A 24,679-nucleotide genomic window follows, 5' to 3' on the forward strand; every position below is an offset into this window, starting at 1 on the left:
TTCTGATCACTGACTTACTGTGATTGGTATAAAATCAGCCTAAAAACTGGGCACTAAAAGAGTACACTATCCTACAAAAACATAACGCCTTATGGCTGAGATTATCGCTCTTAAACCACAAAAAAAGCCGCTAGTTTCCTAGCGGCTTTTTAAATACCATATCTCAATATTGAAGCTGATTAATAAAACGCCTTATGGCATTTCATCCAGATCTTCACCTTCTTTCTCAACTTGAGTTGGCATTAGGTGCTCTCGTTCAATACCCAGTTTCAATGCTAATGCTGAAGCCACATAGATTGAAGAGTAAGTACCGACAGTAATACCTAATAGCAACGCTAACGCAAAACCATGAATCATCGCTCCGCCTTGAGTAAACAGCGCAATAACCACAAATAAAGTAGTACCTGAAGTGATCAAGGTACGACTCAAGGTTTGAGTAATAGAGTTATTCATAACCTCAGGTGGTTCACCGTTACGCATCTTACGGAAGTTTTCACGGATACGGTCAAATACAACGATAGTATCATTGAGTGAGTACCCGACGACCGTCAGCAAAGCCGCGACAATAGTTAAGTCCACTTCAATTTGCAATAACGAAAAGATGCCTAGAGTAATGATAACATCGTGTGCAAGAGCCATAACAGCCCCCGCCGCCAAACGCCACTCGAATCGAATCGATACATAGATCAAAATACAGATTAGAGAAGCAAGAATCGCAAGCCCCCCCGCTTCTGTTAGTTCATCACCCACATTCGGGCCAACAAACTCGATTCTGCGCATTTCAACGCTTTCCCCTGTGCCATCTTTAATAGCATCGAGGATTTGGTTACCTAACGTTTCGTTTGCAATACCGTCACGTGGACGAAGACGAACCATCACTTCACGTGCTGAACCGAAGTTCTGTACCGTAGCATCACCAAAGCCTTCAGCTTCAAGCGCCCCACGGATATCTTCTAGATTGGCAGGTTGCTCAAAACCCACTTCAATCAGTGTGCCGCCAGTGAAGTCTAAACCCCAGTTCAGCCACTTGGTTGAAAGGGTAAAGATGGCAGCCGCGATCATCACCAAAGAGAAAGCAAACGCTACTTTCGACCAACGCATGAAGTCGATCGTTTTCTCTGCTCTTAGAATTTGAAACATAATAATTCCTAGCCTTAGATCGACAGTTTATCGATGCGCTTACCACCATATAGCAGGTTAACCACACAACGGGTTCCTACAATCGCAGTAAACATAGAAGTCAAAATACCAATAGATAGCGTGACAGCGAAACCTTTAATCGCACCTGTACCCACTGCAAACAAAATGATCGCCGTGATTAAGGTGGTGATGTTCGCATCGGCAATAGTACTGAATGCATTTGAATAACCTTGGTGAATCGCTTGTTGAGGGTTTTTCCCTTCGCGAAGTTCTTCACGGATACGCTCAAAGATCAGTACGTTTGCATCCACCGCCATACCCACGGTCAAGACAATACCGGCAATGCCAGGCAGCGTCATTGTCGCCCCCGGAATCATCGACATAACGCCAATAATAAGCACCAAGTTAGCCATCAGAGCCATATTTGCGATGAAGCCAAATTTACGGTAGTAAACCAACGTAAATAGCATAACCGCGACCATACCCCAGATCATCGCTTGAATACCCATATCAATGTTCTGTTGTCCCATCGATGGACCGATAGTACGTTCTTCAACGATTGAAATTGGCGCAATCAAAGCACCAGCACGGAGCAATAACGCAAGGTTGTGCGCTTCAGCAACAGAATCAATACCCGTAATACGGAAGTTACGGCCAAGTGCAGTTTGAATTGTCGCTTGGTTAATCACTTCTTCATGCTTAGATAGAATCACGCTACCTTCAGGTGTTTTACGGCCACTGTCTTTGTACTCTGCAAATACGGTCGCCATGAGCTTACCGACATTTTGACGAGAGAACGTCGACATCTTGCTACCACCTTCACTATCGAGTGAGATGTTCACTTGCGGGCGACCATATTCGTCAACACTTGAGCTGGCATCAGTGATATGAGCACCGCCTAAGATGACACGCTTTTTAACCACGACAGGGCGTCCATCACGGTTAGTTTTTATTTCGCTACCCGCTGGTGCTCGGCCACTTGCCGCAGCAGAAAGATCGGCTTGGTCATCAACTTCTCGGAACTCTAGCGTTGCTGTCGCACCAAGGATTTCCTTCGCACGAGCCGTATCTTGAACACCAGGAAGTTCAACAACGATACGGTTTGCACCTTGACGTTGAACGAGCGGCTCTGCCACACCCAGTTCATTAACACGGTTACGTAAAATCGTAATATTCTGTTCAACCGCGTAGTTACGGATTTCAGTCAAACGAGCTTCATTAAACGTAGCAACTAGAGAAAATCGGCCATTACTGTCTGAATCAACAAACGTCATATCACGGTGTTTTTCTGCCAGTAGTTTTTTCGCTTCTGCTAATTGTTCAGCATCACGCAATAAAACTTCAACAGAATCACTGCCGGATGGGCGAATAGAGCGGTAACGAATACGGTCTTCACGTAGTTCACTACGGAAGGCTTCTTCTTGTTGACCGACCAGTGTCTTCATTGCCGCATCCATATCCACTTCCATTAAGAAGTGAACACCACCACGCAAATCAAGACCCAATTTCATTGGCGCAGCGCCAATAGATTCAAGCCAGGTAGGGGTAGAAGGCGCTAAGTTTAGAGCAACGATTTTATCTTTGCCAAGGGCTTCATTGACAATGTCACGAGCGGTAAGCTGTGTATCAGTATCGTTAAAGCGAACAAGAATTTGTCCATTTTCTAGAGCAATAGATTTATGAGATAGACCCTGTTTTTCAAGGGCATTGGTGACGGAATCCAGCGTTGACAGATCAACAGAGGCGCCGCGCGCCCCTGTAACTTGAATAGCTGGATCTTCACCGTATAGGTTCGGAAGTGCGTATAACGCGGCTGTAGCGATAGCAAATATCACCAACAGGTACTTCCATAACGGATAACGGTTTAGCACAGCAAGAATCCTTTAGCCGTTTATAGAGACTTCAGTGTACCCTTCGGTAACACAGCAGTAACGAAATCTTTCTTGATTACAACTTCATTGTTTACGTTTAGTTCAATTGAAATGTAATCGTTGTCTTCTGCGATTTTAGTGATTTTACCCACAAGGCCACCGCTAGTGATCACTTCATCACCTTTGCCCATCGCTGCCATAAGATTTTTATGCTCTTTTACACGCTTAGCTTGAGGGCGGTAAATCATGAAGTAGAAGATTACTGCGAACATACCAAGCATGATAATCATTTCGAAACCACCACCTGCTGGTGCACCTTCTGCTGCTGCGTGAGCTTGAGAAATAAACATTAAAGACGTCCTCTATAGTATTTTTTATTGATAATTCAATTAAGTTGGGGATTTCCCTTTCATTTTCAAGTACCCCGCTCATAACTCCGAGCGAATTGGTCGCGAAAACAAAAGGGTTTTACAATTATTCTTTACCGAGCGGCGGCACAGAGCGATCACGACGAGCGTAAAACTCTTCCACAAAGCTCTCAAATCGATCTTCATCGATGGCAGTGCGGATGCTTTCCATCAAGCGTTGGTAATAACGCAGGTTATGAATCGTATTTAATCGCGCACCTAAAATCTCATTACAACGATCTAGGTGATGTAAATATGACTTTGAATAATTCTGGCAAGTGTAACAGTCACAGTGCGGATCCAGTGGTGTTGTATCGATTTTATGTTTCGCATTACGGATCTTGATCACACCTCCTGTGACAAATAGGTGGCCGTTACGTGCATTTCGAGTCGGCATCACGCAATCAAACATGTCAATTCCACGACGAACCCCTTCAACTAGGTCTTCGGGTTTGCCGACACCCATGAGGTAACGAGGTTTATCTTCCGGAAGCTGTGGGCACGTATGTTCAAGAACTCGGTGCATGTCTTCTTTAGGTTCGCCAACCGCCAAACCACCAACCGCGTAGCCATCAAAACCAATATCTGTCAGCGCTTTGACTGATACGTCGCGCAGATCTTCGTAAACACCGCCTTGTACGATACCAAACAGTGAATTTTGGTTCTCTTGGCGATCAAATTCGTTACGGCTACGGTCAGCCCAGCGAATTGAACGTTCCATTGAAATACGAGCTTCATCGTGTGTTGCTGGGTATGGCGTACACTCGTCAAAAATCATCACAACATCAGAACCCAGATCGTACTGGATCTGCATTGACTTTTCGGCATCCATAAAGATTTTGTCACCGTTCACAGGGCTACGAAAGTGAACCCCTTCTTCGGTGATCTTACGTGTTTTACCCAAGCTAAATACCTGGAAGCCACCTGAATCAGTTAAAATTGGGCCTTTCCAGTTCATAAAGTCGTGCAAGTCGCCGTGCAGCTTCATAATCTCTTGACCCGGACGTAACCATAAATGGAAAGTGTTACCGAGAAGAATTTCAGCACCCGTGCCTTTTACTTCTTCCGGTGTCATGCCTTTAACCGTACCGTAAGTACCCACTGGCATGAACGCTGGCGTTTCTACCGTGCCACGTTCAAATTGAAGTTGGCCACGACGCGCGTTACCGTTTGTTTTTTTCAGTTCGTATTTTAATTTCACGAGAACTCCACTTTGCCAGAGAAACAATCTGACTTTCATTAATGGGCTTTCACCCTACGAGAGCGGTCGCGGATTCCATGCGAAGTAAGAGATAAGCTCTTTCTCTAGCCTACTGCTAGCACTCGTTATTACCTGTTTTACAAAAACTCAGCACATGACAATAAAAAAGTGCACTATTCATAACTGAAAAAGTATAAATGAGCACTGCAGACACGGCCAGTCTATCGTCGCGTTACTTGTTTTTTTTGTTGATAAACATCGCATCGCCATAACTAAAGAAGCGATACTCCCCCTCAACCGCGTGTTTATACGCCGTCATGGTATTGTCATAACCTGCAAACGCACTGACAAGCATGATCAGCGTTGACTCTGGCAAGTGGAAATTGGTCACCAAGCAATCAATCAGTTGATATTCATACCCAGGGAAGATAAATATTTCAGTATCACCAAAAAATGGAACCAGCTCAGTACCATTCTTAACCGCATCTTGAGCGGCACTTTCTAGTGAGCGAACCGAAGTCGTACCGACAGCGATAACACGCCCGCCACGAGCTTTCGTCGCTGCAATCGCGTCCACAACCTCTTGCGGGACTTCGACATATTCGGCGTGCATATGATGATCGTTAATATTGTCGACTTTTACGGGTTGAAACGTCCCTGCACCGACATGCAAGGTAACATAAGCAAATTCAACCCCCTTTTCTTGTATCTTAGCTAGAATCTCTTCATCAAAGTGCAAACCCGCTGTCGGAGCGGCGACCGCACCCGGCTTTTCGTTATAAACCGTTTGGTAACGCTCTTTATCTGCATCTTCATCGGGTCTGTCGATGTAAGGTGGCAATGGCATGTGACCAACACGGTTTAATATCTCAAGCACTGACTGGTCTGAATCAAAATGAATCTCGAATAAGGCATCGTGCCTCTCTACCATAGTGGCTTTGTATTCGTCTTTTTCACCTAAAAACAAACGCGTGCCAGGCTTTGGCGACTTAGAGCAACGGACATGAGCCAGAATGCTTTTTTCATCGAGCATTCGTTCAACAAGTACCTCCAGTTTTCCACCGGATTCCTTGCGGCCAAAAAGACGGGCTGGAATAACTCGCGTGTTATTGAAAACCATCAAATCGCCGGGTTCAACCAAATCAAGAACATCGGTAAACGCGCGATCATTCAGATCACCATTCATGCCATCTAAGTGCAGAAGGCGGCTTGCTGTACGCTCTGCTGTTGGGTAGCGAGCAATCAGTTCATCAGGGAGTTCAAAGTGAAAATCAGAAACTTGCATGGTCATCGTCTTGTCTAGTGGAAACTTGCTCTAGTCCATAGAGCCGTTAGCCGTAAGAGAACCATCAGCGATGGTTTTTACGCAGCCGACTAGTATATGCCGCTACACTTCAATAGCAAGAGCTGTTCCTACGTTCAAAATAAATTGTTACTTTTTTAAATGATAAAACAATCACTTAAAAAATAACGCCGCAATCAATTCGTCTAATCTAATTATCTCTTCTAAAATGAAACAAAAAGCATAATAAAAACAACGTCGCTGGGCCTACTAACATTATATTTGGGTAATACAGAATGCGTTTAAAAAAACAACTTACCTACGGGTTCGGGCTGATTATTTGCTTACTGCTCATCACTTCAGCAATCTCATATTTTCGTTTTAGTGCGACAAATGCAGGGTTCAACCAATACCGAGGCTTGGCATTAGGCAGTGTTTATACTGGCCGCATTCAAGCTAATATTTTAGAAGCACGTTTAGCCGCCAATAAATATTTGAAATATCAAACTAATGCAACTCGAGAACAGGTCAAATCTCGATTGGATACCAGCATATCATTGCTGGTTGAGGCCAAAAAACTTAAGCTCGACTCAGATCACGCAGCAGAATTTGATAACATCAGCGCCCAAATGAAGGAGTATGAAAGCAGCTTCAATCAAGTGGTGCAATTGATCGACCAACGCAATGTCTTAGTATCTTCTCAGTTAGACCCTGCTGGTTTAGCCATGCGAAAAGCACTCTCGGCCATAATGAAAGAAGCCTATGACACAAAATCCGTTGCTGTAGCGCTATATTCTGGGCAATTGCAAGAAAGTATCTTACTCGGGCGTCTCTATGCGGTGAAATACCTGGTCAGCAATGAGCAAGTTGACGCTGACCGTGTGAGCACTGAATTCAAACAAATGGCAATTCGTGCTGATACATTGAAACAAGTCATCACTACATCCTCAGAACGCAAGTTATTAGACAGTTACCAATCCGCCTTTTCTGCTTACCAAGAGGCATTTTCTTCGATTGTTAAAACCATCCAACAACGTAATGCCATTATTAGAGATAAATTAGACGTCATCGGTGGATCTGCGGCAGCAACGATTGAAACGATCAAATTAAGAACCAAGGAACAGCAAGATAAAGTGGGCCCTAGCATGGTTGAGAAATTCAATAGTGCTCAAACCATCTTGTTGATGCTGTCGACCGCTGCAACATTGATTGCGTTATTCATCGCTTTCTATATTTATCGCGGTATCTTACGGGTCGTCGGTGGAGAGCCTAGTGATATTGAAAAACTGGTTCGAGATGTGTCTGAAGGGGAGCTCTCCGAAGAGCTTCAGACTGATGGCAGTGAAACCGGTATTTATTACAATATTGTTCAAATGCGCAAAGAATTACGCCGCATTATCGAAAGCTTCCACTCTATTTCAGACAACATCTCTTCAAGCGCTCTACAACTGAGCGATGTCATGTCACAAACTCAAGATAACGCGCACAAAGAGTTAAGCCAAGTCGAACAGATTGCTACCGCCATTACCGAACTATCAAGTACCGCCAGTGAAGTAAGTCAGAATGCCTCTGGTGCTGAAAGTGCAGCCAGCGGTGCTACTTCCAACGTTGCATCAGGCCAAGAAGCTCTAAACTCTTCTGATAATGTGTCACGAAATATTGAACATTCCATTGAGGAAACGACCAAAATCGTCAATCAGCTCCGAGAATACTCTATTGAAATCGGTACGGTTGTAGAGGTCATCAATACCATATCTGAGCAAACGAATCTGCTTGCCTTGAATGCAGCTATCGAAGCAGCACGGGCGGGTGAGCAAGGACGCGGATTTGCTGTCGTTGCCGATGAAGTGCGTTCTCTGGCGGCGAAAACTCAGCAGTCTACGGTTGATATCCAGGAAATCATTTCACGATTACAAAAACAGGCTGAGGAAGCGAATCAATACATGGAATCGAATATGTCTTTGGTCGATGACTCGCGGTCTATCAGTGAACAGCTGCGGTCGTCATTTGTTGAGATAGCCAATTCGGTAACCTTGATTTCAGATATGAACACGCAAGTAGCAACGGCATCAGAAGAGCAATCTGGTGTGACTCAGGATATTTCACAAAATGTCTCCATAACCTTTGATATCGTAAACCAAAACGTTGAACAGGTTGGAATCAGTAAGCAAGCCAGTGAGGCACTTTCTGACCTCGTTGAAGAGCAAAAATCTCTACTGCGCTTTTTCAAACTGTAATCCCACACAGTGTCATTTGAATCACGCTTTTTGTCAGTACCCACTTCAAAGTGGGTACTGGTACTTTGTTATTTGAAACAGATCAAGGACATGACGAATAACATGGGAAAGTGGGGGAAGATCTCAGATATTCTACTGGTTTGTTTCTATAGTTAGGTTAAAGACAATAGCAGGAGGCGAATATGATAAAAGTCGAAGACATGATGACCCGCAACCCCCATACACTGTTGCGCTCTCATACCCTGTCTGATGCAAAAAACATGATGGAGGCGCTTGATATTCGCCATATTCCAGTTGTCGATGCAGAAAGAAAAGTACTCGGTATTATCACGCAGCGTGGTGTGTTAGCCGCGCAAGAATCAAGCTTACAGAAATTGCCCAGTGATCAATCTTATACCCTATCCACACCGCTCAATGATGTCATGCACACTAAGATTATGACGGTATCACCACATGCTGGTTTAAAGGAAAGCGCCAAGTACATGCAAAAACATAAGGTGGGGTGCTTACCCATTGTGGATGGTGACGAGCTGGTGGGGATTATTACCGACAGTGACTTCGTTTCGATCGCTATCACCTTACTTGAGTTGCAAGAAGACAGCGATCCTGAAGAAGCAGAATAAAACGCTAAAAAACAGGCCGAATGCCCCGTGCTTTCTAGCTGGTTCACAAGATAATAGGGGCCACGACCAAACTCTATAATAGCTCAGAGACAACATCGGCTAATTGGTTAAATGTTGATGTCCGAGAAGTACTCGGTCTCCAAACAAGTCCTATGTTTCGATAAGCTTGCTGACCAGGTGGGTCAACAACGACCAAATTTTGGTTTTCAAGTAAGCCATGGTCAATAGCCATTTGAGGAATAAATGTTGTTCCCAGCCCATTCGCCACCATTTGCACTAACGTATGCAAGCTGGTTGCACTGAATGGATTGATCTTTTCTTTATCGGTTAATTTGCATGCCGACACAGCGTGTTCCGTTAAGCAGTGTTCTTTCTCTAATAGAAAAACAGACTCATCGGGTAAGTCGTCATATTTAATTGGCACTCGAATGGCGTCTGCCTGATGACGACTGATCACCATCCTAAATGGATCTTTCCCAACAATTTTACTGTGCATACCATCGATATCGACAGGTAACGCTAGAATGAGAACATCAAGTTCACCATGACGCAGGGCGGCCAACAGATTGGTGGTGGTATCTTCTCGTAATAGCAAATTGAGATGAGGAAAACGTCTATTTGCTTCCTGAACCAAATCACATAAAAGAAACGGAGCAATAGTCGGAATACAACCAACTTTCAACTGCCCTTGCAGGGTATCCCCTTGGCATAACTGCCCTAGCTCAACTAAGTCTTGTCCTTTTGCTAACAGCTCCCTCCCTTGAGTCACGACCATCTCGCCAGCTTGAGTAAAAACAAGAGGACTTTTTTTGTCTTTTTTCTCGTACAAAGGACAACCGATCAGTTCTTCTAGGTTTTGAATCCCTTTACTCAAAGTGGATTGGCTTACAAAACACTTATTGGCAGCATCACTAAAATGACGAGTTTCATGCAAGGTGATCAAATAATGCAGTTGCTTAAGGCTAGGCCATTTATTCATAATATAATCAATAGTTTTAGAAGTTTCAGTCAAAGTAACAATCGATAAAGGCTCATCGCTTTTATCGATTAACTTAATCTATTTAATTCGCTTTTTTCTATAGTAACTTTTGTACTATAGTTTGTCGCGTAGAAACGAAAGCCCAAGCAAACATGCTTGGACAACCACTTTTTAGGAGATTCAAAATGGTACTAGTAGGACGTCAAGCCCCTGACTTTACAGCAGCAGCAGTTCTAGGTAACGGTGAAATCGTAGATAACTTCAATTTTGCTGAGTTCACTAAAGGTAAAAAAGCCGTTGTTTTCTTTTACCCACTAGACTTCACATTCGTTTGTCCTTCTGAGCTGATTGCTTTTGATAACCGTCTAGCTGATTTCCAAGCGAAAGGCGTTGAAGTAATCGGTGTTTCAATCGATTCTCAATTCTCTCACAACGCATGGCGTAACACTGCTATCGCTGATGGCGGTATCGGCCAAGTTAAATACCCTCTAGTTGCTGATGTTAAACACGAAATCTGTAAAGCATACGACGTTGAGCACCCAGAAGCTGGTGTTGCTTTCCGTGGTTCTTTCCTAATCGATGCTGACGGTCTTGTACGTCACCAAGTAGTAAACGATCTTCCACTAGGTCGTAACATCGACGAAATGCTACGCATGGTAGACGCACTAAACTTCCACGAGAAGAACGGTGAAGTTTGTCCTGCACAATGGGAAGAAGGCAAAGCAGGTATGGACGCATCACCAACAGGTGTTGCAGCGTTCTTATCTGAGCACGCTGACGACCTTAGCAAGTAATTGATTCGGTCTCTCTACTTAAGTAGAGACAACATCCGAGCTCAAACGGGTGATATGGTTGGACTCTCTTTAAAGAGAACATATAAAGCGAAAAGCTATAGCGCAAAGCGCACGCCAATCAGTAATAAGTAAAGTCTTAATCAAAACCCGAAGCATTGCTTCGGGTTTTATTTTGTCTGCCGCACACTGTCTAATACACATTATTTTCTTAATGGACAAACATATCTCTAATAAGACAAGACATATCGGTTTACAGACTTTCTCTACTTTAGGGCTTTAAAGTCTGTAAGCCTCTCACTATGATGGACAGCATCAAATATAAAGCAGTGAAACTTATCACCGCTTAACCGAATATACGCATGGAGATAACTATGGCTAACTTTGCACTTGCCTTTGGTACAGCAACTAAAAATCGAGACGGAAAAATCATTGAAGCGTTCTTCCCTCATCCAGTATTGAATCCTAGTGATTCTCTGGTGAATGCTATTGCAGCGGTTTCAGGTTACGAGCAAGGCAACCAAGCAATCGAAATCTCAGCAAAACAAGTTGCCGAACTAGCAACGGCCTTCGCTGCCAATGGTGATGTAGCTAATGCTTCTTTTTCAGAAAAAGCAGCGTCTTCTGAGCAACCACTGGTATTAGTTATCTTAGCGACAGACGAAAAACCACAGTCAGTAGCCGAAGGATTCTTAAAGCTACAGCTTATCTCTAACCGTTTAGTTCAGCCACACGGTACAGTTCTGGATGGCATTTTTGGCCTGCTGCACAACATTGCATGGACAAACGAAGGCCCTATCGACCTTCCAGAATTGGCTGAGCGTCAAATTGAAGCTCGTCTAGCGGGTCGCGCATTGAGTGTCGATTGTGTAGACAAGTTCCCTAAAATGGTCGATTACGTTGTACCAACAGGTATCCGTATTGCTGATACTTCACGCGTTCGTCTTGGTGCGCACGTGGGTGAAGGCACAACAGTTATGCACGAAGGTTTCATTAACTTCAATGCTGGCACGAAAGGCGTAAGCATGGTTGAAGGACGTATCTCTGCTGGTGTTGTCGTGGGTAATGGTTCTGATATCGGTGGTGGTGCGTCTATCATGGGTACGCTATCTGGTGGTGGTACTATGGTTATCTCTATCGGTGAAAACTGCCTACTTGGTGCCAATGCTGGACTGGGTTTCCCAATGGGTGATCGCTGTACGGTTGAATCTGGCCTCTATGTAACAGCAGGGACGAAAGTTCGCATGCTAGACAAAGAAGGCAACGAAGTAGAAATCATCAAAGCTCGTGACCTGGCAGGCGTTTCTGATCTTCTGTTCCGTCGCAACTCTGTGACTGGTCAGATTGAGTGCCTAGCAAACAAATCAGCGGTTGAGTTGAACTCTGAGCTACACAGCAACAACTAATGAGATTGCATCTGGTTTAATTTTGTAGCAGCCTCCTCGTGAGGCTGTTTTTTTTACTTTGTTATTTCGACTGGCTAGTTCTATCTCGGCTTCTTCTTCTATCTCTCTTCTTTTATCTTTCTTCTTTCTTCTTTCTACTTTCTACTTTTGCAGCCTAAACTTAAATCGACACGTACCCTTTATAATAAAACACTTTAAGTTAACAAAAAATAACGCGCTAACGCTCACTTTTAAGGTTCGTTTATTTTCGTTTTCATCCAAACGTGCACAATATGTCTTTAACGATAATTTTAATCATAAGCATATCAACTAAGATACCGATGATGGAACAACAGGAAACTTATCATGGCTGAGCAGAAATATATTGTTGCGTTAGACCAAGGAACAACCAGTTCTCGCGCGGTCATTCTCGATCATGACGCTAACATAGTGAGTGTTTCTCAACGTGAATTCACGCAAATTTACCCAAAAGGTGGTTGGGTTGAACATGATCCACTTGAAATATGGGCGACACAAAGTGCGACCCTCGTTGAAGTTCTGGGCAAATCGAGCATTCGTAGTGATCAAATCGCCGCCATTGGCATTACTAACCAGCGCGAAACTACGGTTGTCTGGAATAAAGAGACCGGAAAGCCCGTATACAACGCCATTGTTTGGCAATGTCGACGCACGGCTAGCATTTGTGAAGAGCTCAAGGAGCGAGGTTTGGAGCAATATGTGCAAGACACGACCGGCTTAATTCTTGACCCTTACTTTTCTGGCACAAAAATAAAGTGGATTCTCGATAACGTAGAAGGCGCACGAGAAGATGCCGAAGCGGGTAAACTCTTGTTTGGAACAGTGGATACTTGGCTAGTATGGAAAATGACTCAGGGCCGCGTACATGTGACCGACTACACCAACGCATCTCGCACCATGCTATTTAATATCAATGATTTAACATGGGATGAGACACTTTTAAACGAGTTAGGTATACCGGCTTCAATGATGCCCGATGCACGACGTTCTTCAGAGATCTATGGCGAAACCAACATTGGAGGAAAAGGCGGAACACGAATTCCTATTGCAGGCATCGCAGGGGACCAGCAAGCTGCCCTTTATGGCCAAATGTGTGTAGAAGCCGGGCAAGCGAAAAACACTTACGGGACAGGCTGTTTCTTATTAATGAACACGGGGCAAACCAAGGTCTCCTCTAAAAACGGTCTGCTTACCACGCTCGCTTGCGGCCCCAACGGTGGGCCAGCCTACGCGCTTGAAGGAGCTGTCTTTATGGGCGGAGCTTCTATTCAGTGGCTTAGAGACGAAATGAAGTTGCTGTCTGACGCTAAAGATTCAGAATATTTCGCCACTAAAGTCGACTCTTCCAACGGTGTTTATGTCGTCCCTGCTTTTACTGGATTAGGTGCCCCATATTGGGATGCTTACGCAAGAGGCACCATTGTTGGCCTAACACGTGGCGTGAACTCAAATCATATTATCCGCGCCACACTCGAAGGCATTGCTTACCAAACTCGTGATGTTTTGGATGCCATGCAAGCAGACTCTGGAATTAAACTTTCGTCACTTAGAGTCGATGGCGGCGCTGTTGCCAATAACTTCTTGATGCAATTCCAATCGGACGTACTCGATACGGAAGTCCACCGGCCAGAAGTCACTGAAGTCACCGCAATTGGTGCCGCTTACCTGGCTGGCTTGGCGGTGGGATACTGGGGAAGTGTTGATGAATTAAAAGGAAAGGCGGTACTCGATAGAAGCTTCATTCCACATCATGACGAAGAGAAACGAAATCGCCGATACAAAGGTTGGAAACGTGCCATAAAATGCACACAAGCTTGGTCAGAATTGCGCGATCTCGAAGACTAGTCACGCTTTATGATTAAAAAGAGCGCTGTTACGCGCTCTTTTTGCGTTTTAAGACAAATAATCACCCATCTATTCTTCAAAGTTCACGCGCTCTCACGCACAATAACCCAAAATATAATCTTGAAGCGATATTCAACCGTCCACGCTCAAGACTAGGGATCATCAATGAAACAAATACCAAGGCACCAGCAGATCATTGAACTGGTAAAAAAACAAGGCTATGTCAGCACTGAAGAACTCGTCGAGCAGTTTGATGTTAGCCCACAAACAATAAGACGTGATCTGAATGAGCTCGCCAATGAAAATAAGATTAGGCGTTACCATGGCGGAGCAACCATTCCATTAAGTTCAGAAAACACCGCTTATAACACGCGTAAGAACATGAACTTCAATGAAAAGGATGTTATTGCTGATGAACTGGTTAAGCACATCCCAGATGGTGCAACGCTCTTTATCGATATAGGCACGACACCCGAAGCAATCGCTCGAGCGCTCAATAAGAACCATAAACGATTAAGAATTGTCACCAATAACCTGAATGTCGCGACCATTTTGCTACCCAATCCAGAATTCAATGTCATTCTGGCTGGCGGTGAAGTGCGCAATAGAGATGGCGGCATCGTTGGTGAAGCCACGCTCGACTTCGTCAAACAATTTCGGCTAGATTTCGGCATACTTGGCGTTAGCGGCATTGACTATGATGGGTCGCTACTGGATTTTGATTATCATGAAGTGCGAGTAAAACAAGCCATCATAGAGAATAGCCGTAGTGTTTACCTTGCTATTGACCACAGCAAGTTTGGTCGCAATGCAATGGTTAAGCTTGGCAATGTGTCACAACTCCACATGCTCTTCACCGATAAAGAGCCGCCGAAAGCGATTTCTAACCTATTGAAAGAGCATTCAATTCCACTTGAAGTGGTCGCAAACTAGATCGAATACGCGATGACTTTTGATGATAGCACGACTAAGCCGCTATCACTTTAAACCTCTACGCACATGCTAGAGGTTTTTTTATGCCTAAACCATTTTATTTCATATTCAATCACTCTGTTTGTTCCTAAATTAGATAAAACGCGCATTAACGAAAATAAATGATGATCACAAACGAAACCTAGGTTACGATTAATCCATGTTCAAAAATGCTCGTTCGCTCACAAAGAGGCATAACACATGAGTACTCAACACAATAACACTACAACCCTAGACATGATCATTATTGGCGGGGGGATTAATGGCGCAGGGATCGCCGCCGATGCAGCAGGTCGAGGTTTATCTGTGGGCCTCTATGAAGCCAACGATTTTGCATCAGCGACCTCTTCAGCCAGTTCGAAACTGATTCATGGTGGTCTGCGTTATCTTGAACATTATGAATTTCGCTTAGTCTCAGAAGCGCTAGCAGAGCGAGAAGTGATTCTGAAGAAAGCGCCACATATCGCCCTTCCCATGCGTTTTCGTTTGCCTCACCGTCCCTTTTTACGCCCAGCGTGGATGATTCGCTGTGGGCTATTCCTTTACGATCACTTAGGCAAACGCACGACACTACCCGCCAGTCAATCTGTCGACTTAGCAAAATCTGGGTTGTTAAAACCAGAGATAAAAAAAGGATTTGAATACTCAGACTGTTGGGTGGACGATGCTCGTTTGGTTTTGCTGAATGTCTTAGCCGCAAAAGAAAACGGTGCCGATGTACGTAATTACTGTCGAGTTGAAAAAGCGCACAGAAAAGAGGGTCTATGGCACGTGACAATCCATGATGTGACAACCGATCAGCGTTTTGAGCGAAAGACAAAGGCGCTGGTCAATGCCGCCGGGCCTTGGGTTAAGCAGTTTTTTGATGATGGATTAGAGCAAACCTCCCCTCGTAATATTCGACTGATCAAAGGATCTCATATTGTCATCCCAAGAATTCACGATGAACCGAAAGCCTATATTCTACAAAATAAAGACAGCCGAATTGTTTTCATGATCCCTTACTTAGATAAGTTTTCCATCATTGGAACAACGGATGTGGAATATCAAGGCGATCCACGCAAGGTGGTCATATCCGACGATGAAGTCGATTATCTCATTGATGTGGTGAATCAGCACTTTGTCACTCAAGTCAGTTCTGAGGATGTTGTTTGGGCCTACAGTGGAGTTCGACCGCTTTGTGACGATGAGTCCGACTCTCCACAAGCTATTACCCGCGACTATACGTTAGAGCTTGAATCCGAAAAAAATCAAACACCCCTGCTTTCTATTTTTGGCGGAAAACTCACTACTTATCGTAAGTTGGGTGAAGCAGCCATGAATAAACTTAAGCCTTTCTTGAGCAGCATGGGCGAAGAATGGACAGCAGACCACTGCCTACCTGGGGGAAACTTTAGCTGTACCAGAGAGCAACTCGCTCACACCATTCATGCCCAGTATTCATGGTTACCTGAAGCGTTAGTCCTTCGCTATGTTACCCAATTTGGTACCGACACTCGCAAGCTTCTAGAAGGCACGACAAGCCAAGCCGATATGGGCACTCAATTCTCTAAAGAAGCACACGGGGTCTACCAACGAGAAGTGGATTACGTGATTGAACATGAATTGGCTCGCACCTCAGACGACATTCTATGGCGCCGTACTAAACTGGGATTATACCTAGATAAAGAAGAACAACAGGCGATTCAGCATTATGTTGATGCGACGGTTCATCAACAAGTCGTTCAGTTATCAGAAGTCAGTTAGCGTCTAAAAAGTACTGAACGAATAGATAAGTCAGTGCACAAACGATAAAGGCTTAACATCTTTAACCTGTTAAGCCTTTATTTCACAAAATCTTTATTTCAACAAATAAAAGTCATGTCGTTACCCTGGATGACCATCAATTCTCGGTTTCAGTAACATATGACCAAATCGGACGATGTACATCGAGAATGCCAAGATCCATAACCCACCGCTAATATTGACCATCATCATGAACTGTTCAGGGAAGAATGACACGCCCACGCTTCGAATTAACGCCGCCATCACTACTGCAACAAACGCGACCGTCATATTGGGTCCTTCGTAAATGTCACGTCCGGTATGACCCATAGTGACTCGCGCAATCATGGCCAAAATAACGCCAGCCAAAGCGCCAATGGCAAACAAGTGTATGAGGCTGTGGCTAACAAACGGGTTTTGCATCAGGCCGCGTAATATCAAACTGACAGGCAGACACAAGTACGCGACATGCAACGACCAGACTAAAGGCTCACTTAAGGTTAACCAAGGCTTCCAACGCATAACGCGCACTAACTGGGCTCCCCCTGCAATCATCATTAACGGTTGGCCTAGTTGAGCAAACGTTAATGGGAAAAAACTGAGAATAAACAACCCCGCCAAAGGCACATTGGCCCCCCACTCTAACCAAGCAAGTGGCTGTGATTTTCCAAAATTGAAGCGTCTCGCGGTAAAAAATGGGATGACCCGTCCTCCCATCACAGACAACAGTATGGCAAACCACCACAACATCGCTTGCCAAACCGCAGACGATGGGAACGGTGGTAATCCCTTGATCGTCGCATAGCTCGCGAAATTGGCGGCAATAGCAAGAATAAACAATGGTACGAAGAATAGGTTGCGCCACCCTTTCGCTTTAACAACCCGAGTAGCAATTTCAAAGGCTGCAAACGCTAGAAACAGAGCTTCAATGCTAGACACCAACCAAAGAGGAGCAGGTGTCCAAAACAACACTCTTGGTAATAACCAGAGCAGCACTAATATCGCTAAGCGATGGTGTTTAGTGCCATTTATTCCCGTCCAGTTTTGCACGGCAGTCAGTACAAAACCCACCACAATTGCCATAGCAAAACCAAACAACATTTCATGCACATGCCACCAAAGAGAGGGAACCCTCAGCGCTTGCGGTTGGCCAGTTTGAAGCATCCAAACCCAAACTGCGATTGCAATGACAGCGTACACACTTCCCAGCAAAAAAAACGGACGAAAACCTAAACGCAAATAAGCAGGTATCGCTTCTTCTACTTTTTTATCGGTAATATTGAGCAAATCAACTCCTAAACAACTTTGCGACTGACAAAGTAAACGGTGTGAATAATGATAGTGATAAATAGATAGCATTTATCGAGCCAATCTTAGATGCTTTATCATTCAACAGGGTAAGTAACAGACCAAGAATAAAAAGAGTCATAGTGACACGTTGATTTTATGTCATTGTGACTCTATCAATCATTTTTGACCTCGTGGAAATTCGTCATTTAGAATAAGACGTGATAGCGTCGAATGAGCAATATCAATGTATAACGAAGGAGAGAATCAATGTACATTTTTGGCTATGGTAGCTTAATGAACTCAGCCTCAAGAAAGTTAACCGGACAAACAGGGAAAACCATCCCTGTTAATGTGAATGGATTGGTTAGGTATTGGGGAAAAATTGACGACAGTTATATTTTGTCTCCCCTTGTTGTCAATGAAGGTGAAGGGAAAGTGAACGGAGTCTTGCTAAAAATTGATGACATCGCATTGGCTGATTTTGATCGCCGAGAACGAGGTTACCATCGCATTCAGATCAATCCAAAGCAAGTAGACGTGATCACTCTCTCTTCAAACGACGTGCAACTCGAAGACGATTCCGTTATTTGGGTCTACGTGAAAGACAAACCAGAGCCACCCTGCTCATTAAGCCCGATTATGCTGACCTATGTCGATACGGTATTAGCGGGATGTTTAGAGATCTCCGACACTTTTGCTAAGAATTTTATTGACCATACCATTGGTTGGCATTTCCCAATTGAAAATGATCGACATGCCCCTAAATATGGCAATCTAGCGGGTGTTAAACCTGAACATCACCAAACCATCGACGCACTACTGACCCACATTATCTAAAATAAGTCCGTTAAGTTTGGTCTACACTTTTATAACAAGCAATGCTTATTAAGGGTGTATGAAACAAGCACAGTTACCCAATAGTATACTGCTTTCTGGTATTTTTATCGGTTGTCTATTTTTTAGCTTTAATACCGTGATGACTCGCGGGGCATCGCTTTGGCTGTATGATTCGAAGCGACTCTTTGTTTGTGCTGTGATTATTGTCTTTTGTCTTGGTCTGACTTTATTTAAAAATCATCGACTCTCTTTCTGGTCTACTTTCAGCATCGTCACCCCACTGTGTACGATGCTCGTCATGAGCCTATTTACCTTTGCGGCCATTGCAAATTGGCAACGAGTCTATGTTTGGAGTGCGCAAGAGAATTTCTTTTATGTATTAGGCTTAGTTATCAGTGCTTACTTCCTCGGCGACCGAATGATTAACTGAAACTAAGCCATGCAGTACGCGCTGACTAAATCATGTTATGTGCCTTTACAACCTGACAAATAAGGGTGCGTAACCAGAGGTTTTTATCGTCTTTCTGCTTGCTCACCCTCCACAGTAACGATATGTCAAAATCTGGCACCTCAATGGGCGGTGGTGTCGTCGTTAAATGGTCATTAAACGCATCTGTTTTTGCCATAAGCTCAGGCACAATAGCGACCAAACGACGACCTTTAAGTAAACTGCGGATGGTAAGGAAATTGCGTGATGCAACAGTCACTTGGCGATTGCACCCCAGGGCTTCAAGTCGTTTATCCACCTGTGTTGAAAGCACACCATCTGGGCTAACAAGTGCATGATCAATATGTGAAAACGCGTCGACCGATAGTTTGCCTGCTACATCAACCTGAAGCGGATCATACAAACACACGTGCTTTTCAGTATAGAGCTTTTGCGATTCGAATTGCTCATCAACTTGAATCACACTGCCAATCACCGCATCCAGTTTTTCTTGCTCTACGACTTTGATGTAATTGTTTCTATTTACATTGATAAAACTGACCTGTGCTTTAGGCGCACTATGGCGAATCGCATCATAAAGGACGGGCGCATAAATAAACTCAGCGTAGTCGGTTAACCCTATGCTGCACACTCCGCCATATTTTTCAGGGTCAAATCGCTCTTTGGCCAAAAGCTCCGATGAAATCGAGCCCAGCAGTCGAGAAATAACAGGAGCAACATGATGAGCATACTCCGTGGGTTCCATTTTGTGCCCTTTTCGTTCAAATAGTCTGTCGTCAAAAAGGCCCCTCAAGCGTGACAGACTATGGCTCATCGCAGACTGACTGACAAAGCTCTTTTCGGCTGCTAGGCTGACACTGCGGTACTGATACAACTGTGAAAAGGTGACCAATAAATTTAAATCGATGTTTTTCCAGTTTATTTCACTCACTAGCCCACTATCCCATATTGTTCATGATTATGATTAAAACTATTAATTTGAATCATTTTAGTACATTCAATACAGTGTTGCAGAATCTATTTAGTCAACAAATCATGTCGAGATAAATGATGTTATCTATTTTTAAAATCTTCTTTGCTCTAGGTTGGATAAGTTTTGGTGGCCCCGCGGCTCACATTGGCTATTTTCGTAATGCATTTGTGGAAAAACGAAAATGGTTAGACGATCAAGAATACGCACAAATCGTCGCGCTTAGCCAGTTTTTACCAGGCCCTGGTTCTAGCCAAGTTGGGTTTGCTATCGGCTATAAACGAGGAGGAATAGGCGGCGCATGCATGGCCTTTTTGGGGTTCACTTTGCCTTCTATCTTTATGATGCTTGCGCTCGCGACTCTGAGTAGTCAATTGACTGAACATTCCTTATTTCAACATGTCATTCATGGTCTGAAGCTGCTTGCCGTTGTGGTTGTCGCGGACGCGGCTTGGGGAATGTATAAAAACTTTTGCCAGCAGACGTTAACCGTCGCACTCTGTATAGCAACAGCCGTCGCGCTCTTGGTTATGCCCAATATTTCAACCCAAATTCTAGTGTTATTAATATCGGCATTCATTGGGGTGAAGTACTTAGCAAGACCGAACTTGGATGCTTCGTCGCCATTCAAGCCATCAATCTGGCCGTTGGCCCTGTTTGTTGTATTCCTTGCAATGCCTTTTGTTACGCCTTACTTGTTCGGTACGATCCAGAGTATTGCTCTATTTGGTGACTTTTTCCAAGCGGGGAGCTTGGTATTTGGCGGCGGCCATGTCGTACTTCCACTGCTGCAAAATATTGTCGGCGACCAATTAAGCTCTGATTCTTTTCTCACTGGCTATGCTGCCGCTCAAGCCGTCCCTGGGCCAATGTTTACCTTTGCGACTTATATTGGCTACGAAATGCTGCCTGAAAGCCCTATTATCGGTGCCATTGTTGCCACTGTTGCTGTTTTCTTACCTGGATTCTTGTTGCTACTTGGGGTACTGAAAAACTGGCAGCAGTTGGCCAGTAAACCAAGCGTATCAGGGGCAATCAGTGGCGTAAATGCTTCGGTGGTGGGTTTGCTGATTGCGGCTCTATACCAACCTGTATTTACCAGTGCTGTTTTCAATGGGTTGGATATGGCATTAATCGTCATAGGTCTATTTCTTTTAAAACAAATCAAATTGCCTATTGTTTGGATGGTTGTTTTCTTTGCTCTATCCGGGGGTATTGGTGGGGCAGGTTTAATTCCACTAAGTTGATTCAATGAATAGAAAGTAGAATACTTCCAGGCTAAGAACATCAACGTTACATCTAGCAACCAATCACAGTAGCCTGGAAACTAACGCTTACAAAAAATATGATGATAGCTACTCAGTGCCAATATAATGAGCTCTAAGGCGGCTAATTCCACCCATATCTAAGAATACAATAAAAGTTTCTCTCTATGTTTTCAGGCAGTTTTATTAGATAGATCACTCTAATCACCTAAAAAGGCGCGGTTAACTTTTAACTCAACTCACTAACATGCTAATGTTAACTAATGGTTAACATTAAATTAACATAATAATAATTACATCATTTGCTATTACATGGAGTTAGAGAATGATTCAGCCTGATCAAATATCCAAACCAACCTGCACTCTTCCCCCACCAAACGAACTCATTTTGAAATGGGCTCAAGAGCGCCCCAATGAAGTGTACTTAAAGCAGATCATCAATCGCCAGTTTGTTGAGTTCACTTACGCTGAAGTCGCCGATAAAGCGCTACGCCTTGTCGGTGCATTGAATACATTAGGAGCTAAGCCTGGTGATAAAATCGCGCTAATATCAAAGAACTGTGCAGAGTGGTTTATCTGTGATTTGGCGATCATGCTTGGCGACTTTGTGAGTGTGCCTATTTTTCCAACCGCAGGGGCCGATACCATCGAGTATTGTGCAACTCACAGTGAGAGTAAATTCATCATTGCTGGGAAATTAGATGACTCTAAAGCAACGCAACAGGTTCTTGCTAGCCAACCACACCTCATCAGTATTGCTCTCCCTTACGATAGTGCACCTGACTGCCAACACCAATTTGAAGAACTGATTGCCTCGTCTGAGCCGTCAACACTTCGCCCTGAACATTGCGACGACAAACTGATGTCATTGGTTTACACCTCTGGCACATCCGGGCAACCTAAAGGGGCGATGCTGACCTATGGCGCGTTTAGTTGGTCGGTTGAACAACTGATCAACCATATAGGCATTCAAGGCGGTGACCGACTGTTTTCTTACCTTCCGCTCGCGCACATTACTGAACGAGTGTATATCTTTGGGTGCTCTATTGCAGGTGGTGTACAAACCGCATTCCCAGAGTCGTTAGATACCTTTATCGAAGATGTAAAAATGCAGCGGCCAACACTGTTTATTTCAGTCCCTAGACTGTGGACACTGTTCCAGCAACGCATTCAAGACAAGCTGCCACCACGCAAGATGAATCTTCTACTCAAAATTCCGTTCGTCAGCACGCTCATTAAGAAGAAGCTAGCCGATGGATTAGGGCTTGATCAAGCCAGAGTACTCGGGTGTGGATCGGCCCCTGTTTCAGCGGCTTTACTCGATTGGTACCACAGTATTGGATTAAACATTACCGAAGCATGGGGAATGACGGAGTCCTTCGCCTATAGCACGATTAATCACCCGTTCAGAGAAGACAAGATTGGTACTGTGGGTAACGCAGGTCCTGGGATTGAACTGAAAATTGCCAAAGACAGTGAAATCATGGTGCGCGGTAAAGGCATATTTTCAGGTTACTACAAAAATGATATTGCGACCAAAGAGTCGTTTGATGATGAAGGATGGCTGCACACTGGTGATATCGGCTCTATTGACTCTGAAGGTTATCTTTCTATTCAAGGGCGCAAAAAAGACACCTTCAAAACCGCAAAAGGGAAGTTTGTCGCACCAGTTCCTATCGAGAAAAAACTCTTCGAATACAGCAGAGTTGAGATGATGTGCCTTATCGGTCTGGGGCTTCCAGGGCCAATATTACTCGTCGTGCCACATGACTTCCCTAATTTTGACAAGGAACGTTATGAGCGCACAACCAAAAGAGTGATTGAAAAAATGAACGCTCAGCTGGCCTCACACGAAAAAATCAAAGGCGTGTTAATGATCAAAGAGCCGTGGAGTATTGAGAATAATATTCTGACTCCAACACTCAAGATTAAACGACATGTGTTAGAGCAAAAATACCATGAGGTAGGAGCAAATTGGCCTAAAGACAAATTCGTGGTTTGGGAAGAGTAATTAAAATCGACAGGGAGCCATTACGGCTCCTTTTTTTATAAGCTCTAATTATAAATATTTAGTATAGTCTGAAGCATCATTGTTCTCGGATTCTAGCCCTAGGTCCTCTTTTACTCGACGGCTCAATTGCTCTGTACACAATATTTCATTCCGCGCCCCAATAACCTCACCGCCCTTAATGCGCTTATTTTTAAACAACTTAGTACCAAATATCTTTGTCCAACCGATTAACGCTTCCATCATTCCACACCTGTACTTGCCACCGTTCTGTCGTTATTATGAAAACAACCTGTTCGATATGCGAACAACCATTATTTACATTGATTATAAGTAGAAGTTATGGACAATCGACTACGCCACCTTTCAGGTCTACGTTACTTCGAAGTTGCGGCTCGTTTAAGCAGTTACAGTAAAGCTGCAGATGAACTCTTTGTCAGCCAAGCCGCTGTCAGCCAGAAAATACGACAATTAGAAGAACAAGTTGGTTGTAAACTTTTCGTTCGTAAAGGCCGAGAAATGGCTCTCACACATGCAGGTCGCACGCTTTTTAGCCATGTTTCGGGTGGGTTTAACGAAATTTTATTAGGGTTAAACAAGATCAAGTCAGAGCCAATCCAAGGATTGCTTGTCGTTAGAAGCCCCCCTTCTTTTGCTTCACGCTGGTTATTGCCAAGGTTGTGGAAGTTCTCAGTAAGACACCCAGAGATCCCAATTAAGGTACTCACAGGGTGTGATACTCCCAATTTAAAGCACGGTGAGATTGATGTAGCCATTCGCCAAGGCGAAGATCTATGTGTTGAAGACGGCTTGGCACTGGAGATGCTCATCAACGAACCCGTGTACCCTTTTTGTTCACCTGAACTCGCAAACTCTTTGAACTTCACATCACCTGAACAACTCCTCAAATGTTGGCTGATTCAGTTTGATAGCGGTTGTTTCCCTTGGGAGGAATGGTTTAGGCAAGCCAACATCTCGACTCAAGCTAATGCCATTCAGTGGATGGAAGTGGGTACCTTTGATATGGGATTAACCACAGTCATGGCGGGTCATGGTGTTTGCCTTGCAACGGACAGTCTTGCTGGTGATTTTATAGAACGCGGTCTACTCGTTAAGCCGTTTAATATTGGGATGACACCAGGTGTTCAAGTAAACCTATGCTTTGATCCTGCCTCACCGAGGAAGGAACGCATTGCTGCGTTTACTGAGTGGCTACATGAAGAAGTATCCGACCTATTAAAAACCTAACCGACGCTGTCCATGCTTGTTGCAATGAAAATAGAAATAAAGCACCCACCTTCAAACTAAGCCGTTAGTGTCACTCT

General features: G+C 44.1%; 21 protein-coding genes. 12 read left to right on the forward strand and 9 right to left on the reverse strand.

Going from position 1 to position 24,679, the window contains the following annotated elements; translation table 11 throughout:
* Window positions 1-192: 192 nt before the first annotated feature.
* The 5 genes from secF to queA all read right to left on the reverse strand — a co-directional run bounded on the left by secF (window position 193) and on the right by queA (window position 5,904).
* Window positions 193-1,140: a protein translocase subunit SecF gene (gene secF / locus A1QO_RS16240; RefSeq protein ID WP_017035742.1), complete on the reverse strand. Its 948-nt coding sequence runs from the start codon at window positions 1,138-1,140 to the stop codon at window positions 193-195.
* A gap of 14 nt (window positions 1,141-1,154) precedes the next feature.
* Window positions 1,155-3,011 carry a protein translocase subunit SecD gene (gene secD, locus A1QO_RS16245; protein WP_017035743.1) on the reverse strand — a complete coding sequence of 619 codons (1,857 nt, stop codon included), beginning with the start codon at window positions 3,009-3,011 and terminating at the stop codon, window positions 1,155-1,157.
* 20 nt (window positions 3,012-3,031) lie between these two features.
* On the reverse strand, window positions 3,032-3,361 hold the full coding sequence (gene yajC / locus A1QO_RS16250) for a preprotein translocase subunit YajC (RefSeq protein ID WP_017035744.1): 330 nt from the start codon (window positions 3,359-3,361) through the stop codon (window positions 3,032-3,034).
* A gap of 124 nt (window positions 3,362-3,485) precedes the next feature.
* Window positions 3,486-4,658, reverse strand: a complete 1,173-nt coding sequence (tgt, locus tag A1QO_RS16255; RefSeq protein ID WP_017038532.1) for a tRNA guanosine(34) transglycosylase Tgt — start codon at window positions 4,656-4,658, stop codon at window positions 3,486-3,488.
* A gap of 193 nt (window positions 4,659-4,851) precedes the next feature.
* Window positions 4,852-5,904 carry a tRNA preQ1(34) S-adenosylmethionine ribosyltransferase-isomerase QueA gene (gene queA / locus A1QO_RS16260; protein WP_026026960.1) on the reverse strand — a complete coding sequence of 351 codons (1,053 nt, stop codon included), beginning with the start codon at window positions 5,902-5,904 and terminating at the stop codon, window positions 4,852-4,854.
* A gap of 293 nt (window positions 5,905-6,197) precedes the next feature.
* Here queA and A1QO_RS16265 point away from each other — a divergent pair, with 293 nt between their 5' ends.
* Both A1QO_RS16265 and A1QO_RS16270 read left to right on the forward strand, forming a co-directional pair.
* The gene (locus A1QO_RS16265) at window positions 6,198-8,138 is read left to right on the forward strand and encodes a HAMP domain-containing methyl-accepting chemotaxis protein (protein WP_017040325.1); all 1,941 of its coding nucleotides are present in this window, start codon (window positions 6,198-6,200) and stop codon (window positions 8,136-8,138) included.
* 182 nt (window positions 8,139-8,320) lie between these two features.
* On the forward strand, window positions 8,321-8,761 hold the full coding sequence (locus tag A1QO_RS16270; RefSeq protein WP_017035748.1) for a CBS domain-containing protein: 441 nt from the start codon (window positions 8,321-8,323) through the stop codon (window positions 8,759-8,761).
* Between the two features lie 73 nt (window positions 8,762-8,834).
* On the opposite strand, the gene A1QO_RS16275 is transcribed toward A1QO_RS16270, so the two are convergent.
* Window positions 8,835-9,740, reverse strand: coding sequence for a hydrogen peroxide-inducible genes activator (locus A1QO_RS16275; RefSeq protein ID WP_017035749.1), 906 nt, complete (start codon window positions 9,738-9,740; stop codon window positions 8,835-8,837).
* Between the two features lie 185 nt (window positions 9,741-9,925).
* Between A1QO_RS16275 and A1QO_RS16280 the strand changes: the two genes are divergently transcribed.
* The 5 genes from A1QO_RS16280 to glpD all read left to right on the forward strand — a co-directional run bounded on the left by A1QO_RS16280 (window position 9,926) and on the right by glpD (window position 16,518).
* Window positions 9,926-10,534 (forward strand): peroxiredoxin C, encoded by a 609-nt coding sequence (locus A1QO_RS16280; RefSeq protein ID WP_017035750.1) that lies wholly within the window; start codon window positions 9,926-9,928, stop codon window positions 10,532-10,534.
* A 371-nt stretch (window positions 10,535-10,905) separates the two neighbouring features.
* Entirely contained in the window at window positions 10,906-11,937 is a 1,032-nt protein-coding gene (gene dapD, locus A1QO_RS16285; protein ID WP_017040326.1) for a 2,3,4,5-tetrahydropyridine-2,6-dicarboxylate N-succinyltransferase, read from the forward strand.
* Between the two features lie 345 nt (window positions 11,938-12,282).
* The gene (gene glpK, locus A1QO_RS16290) at window positions 12,283-13,800 is read left to right on the forward strand and encodes a glycerol kinase GlpK (RefSeq protein ID WP_017035752.1); all 1,518 of its coding nucleotides are present in this window, start codon (window positions 12,283-12,285) and stop codon (window positions 13,798-13,800) included.
* A gap of 165 nt (window positions 13,801-13,965) precedes the next feature.
* On the forward strand, window positions 13,966-14,733 hold the full coding sequence (locus A1QO_RS16295; protein ID WP_017035753.1) for a DeoR/GlpR family transcriptional regulator: 768 nt from the start codon (window positions 13,966-13,968) through the stop codon (window positions 14,731-14,733).
* Between the two features lie 240 nt (window positions 14,734-14,973).
* Window positions 14,974-16,518 (forward strand): glycerol-3-phosphate dehydrogenase, encoded by a 1,545-nt coding sequence (gene glpD, locus A1QO_RS16300; RefSeq protein WP_017040327.1) that lies wholly within the window; start codon window positions 14,974-14,976, stop codon window positions 16,516-16,518.
* A 120-nt stretch (window positions 16,519-16,638) separates the two neighbouring features.
* Here the strand turns inward: glpD and A1QO_RS16305 are convergent, their stop codons facing one another.
* Entirely contained in the window at window positions 16,639-17,823 is a 1,185-nt protein-coding gene (locus A1QO_RS16305) for an NnrS family protein (RefSeq protein ID WP_017040328.1), read from the reverse strand.
* Between the two features lie 270 nt (window positions 17,824-18,093).
* On the opposite strand from A1QO_RS16305, the gene A1QO_RS16310 reads away from it, so the two are divergent.
* Together A1QO_RS16310 and A1QO_RS16315 are read left to right on the forward strand one after the other, a co-directional pair.
* Window positions 18,094-18,663, forward strand: a complete 570-nt coding sequence (locus tag A1QO_RS16310; protein WP_017035756.1) for a gamma-glutamylcyclotransferase family protein — start codon at window positions 18,094-18,096, stop codon at window positions 18,661-18,663.
* Window positions 18,664-18,721: 58 nt separating this feature from the next.
* The gene (locus tag A1QO_RS16315; protein ID WP_017040329.1) at window positions 18,722-19,093 is read left to right on the forward strand and encodes a hypothetical protein; all 372 of its coding nucleotides are present in this window, start codon (window positions 18,722-18,724) and stop codon (window positions 19,091-19,093) included.
* A gap of 25 nt (window positions 19,094-19,118) precedes the next feature.
* Here A1QO_RS16315 and A1QO_RS16320 read toward each other — a convergent pair whose 3' ends face one another.
* Entirely contained in the window at window positions 19,119-20,042 is a 924-nt protein-coding gene (locus tag A1QO_RS16320; protein WP_017040330.1) for a LysR family transcriptional regulator, read from the reverse strand.
* A gap of 119 nt (window positions 20,043-20,161) precedes the next feature.
* On the opposite strand from A1QO_RS16320, the gene chrA reads away from it, so the two are divergent.
* Window positions 20,162-21,328, forward strand: a complete 1,167-nt coding sequence (gene chrA / locus A1QO_RS16325; protein ID WP_017040331.1) for a chromate efflux transporter — start codon at window positions 20,162-20,164, stop codon at window positions 21,326-21,328.
* 343 nt (window positions 21,329-21,671) lie between these two features.
* The gene (locus A1QO_RS16330) at window positions 21,672-23,357 is read left to right on the forward strand and encodes an AMP-binding protein (protein WP_017040332.1); all 1,686 of its coding nucleotides are present in this window, start codon (window positions 21,672-21,674) and stop codon (window positions 23,355-23,357) included.
* Window positions 23,358-23,405: 48 nt separating this feature from the next.
* Here A1QO_RS16330 and A1QO_RS16335 read toward each other — a convergent pair whose 3' ends face one another.
* Complete coding sequence (locus tag A1QO_RS16335) at window positions 23,406-23,597, reverse strand: hypothetical protein (RefSeq protein ID WP_017035761.1); 192 nt, start codon at window positions 23,595-23,597, stop codon at window positions 23,406-23,408.
* 99 nt (window positions 23,598-23,696) lie between these two features.
* Between A1QO_RS16335 and A1QO_RS16340 the strand changes: the two genes are divergently transcribed.
* On the forward strand, window positions 23,697-24,602 hold the full coding sequence (locus A1QO_RS16340) for a LysR substrate-binding domain-containing protein (RefSeq protein ID WP_017040333.1): 906 nt from the start codon (window positions 23,697-23,699) through the stop codon (window positions 24,600-24,602).
* Window positions 24,603-24,679: the final 77 nt, after the last annotated feature.

Source organism: Vibrio genomosp. F10 str. ZF-129 (genome assembly GCF_000287055.2).
In the GTDB taxonomy this organism is placed as follows: Bacteria; Pseudomonadota; Gammaproteobacteria; order Enterobacterales; family Vibrionaceae; genus Vibrio.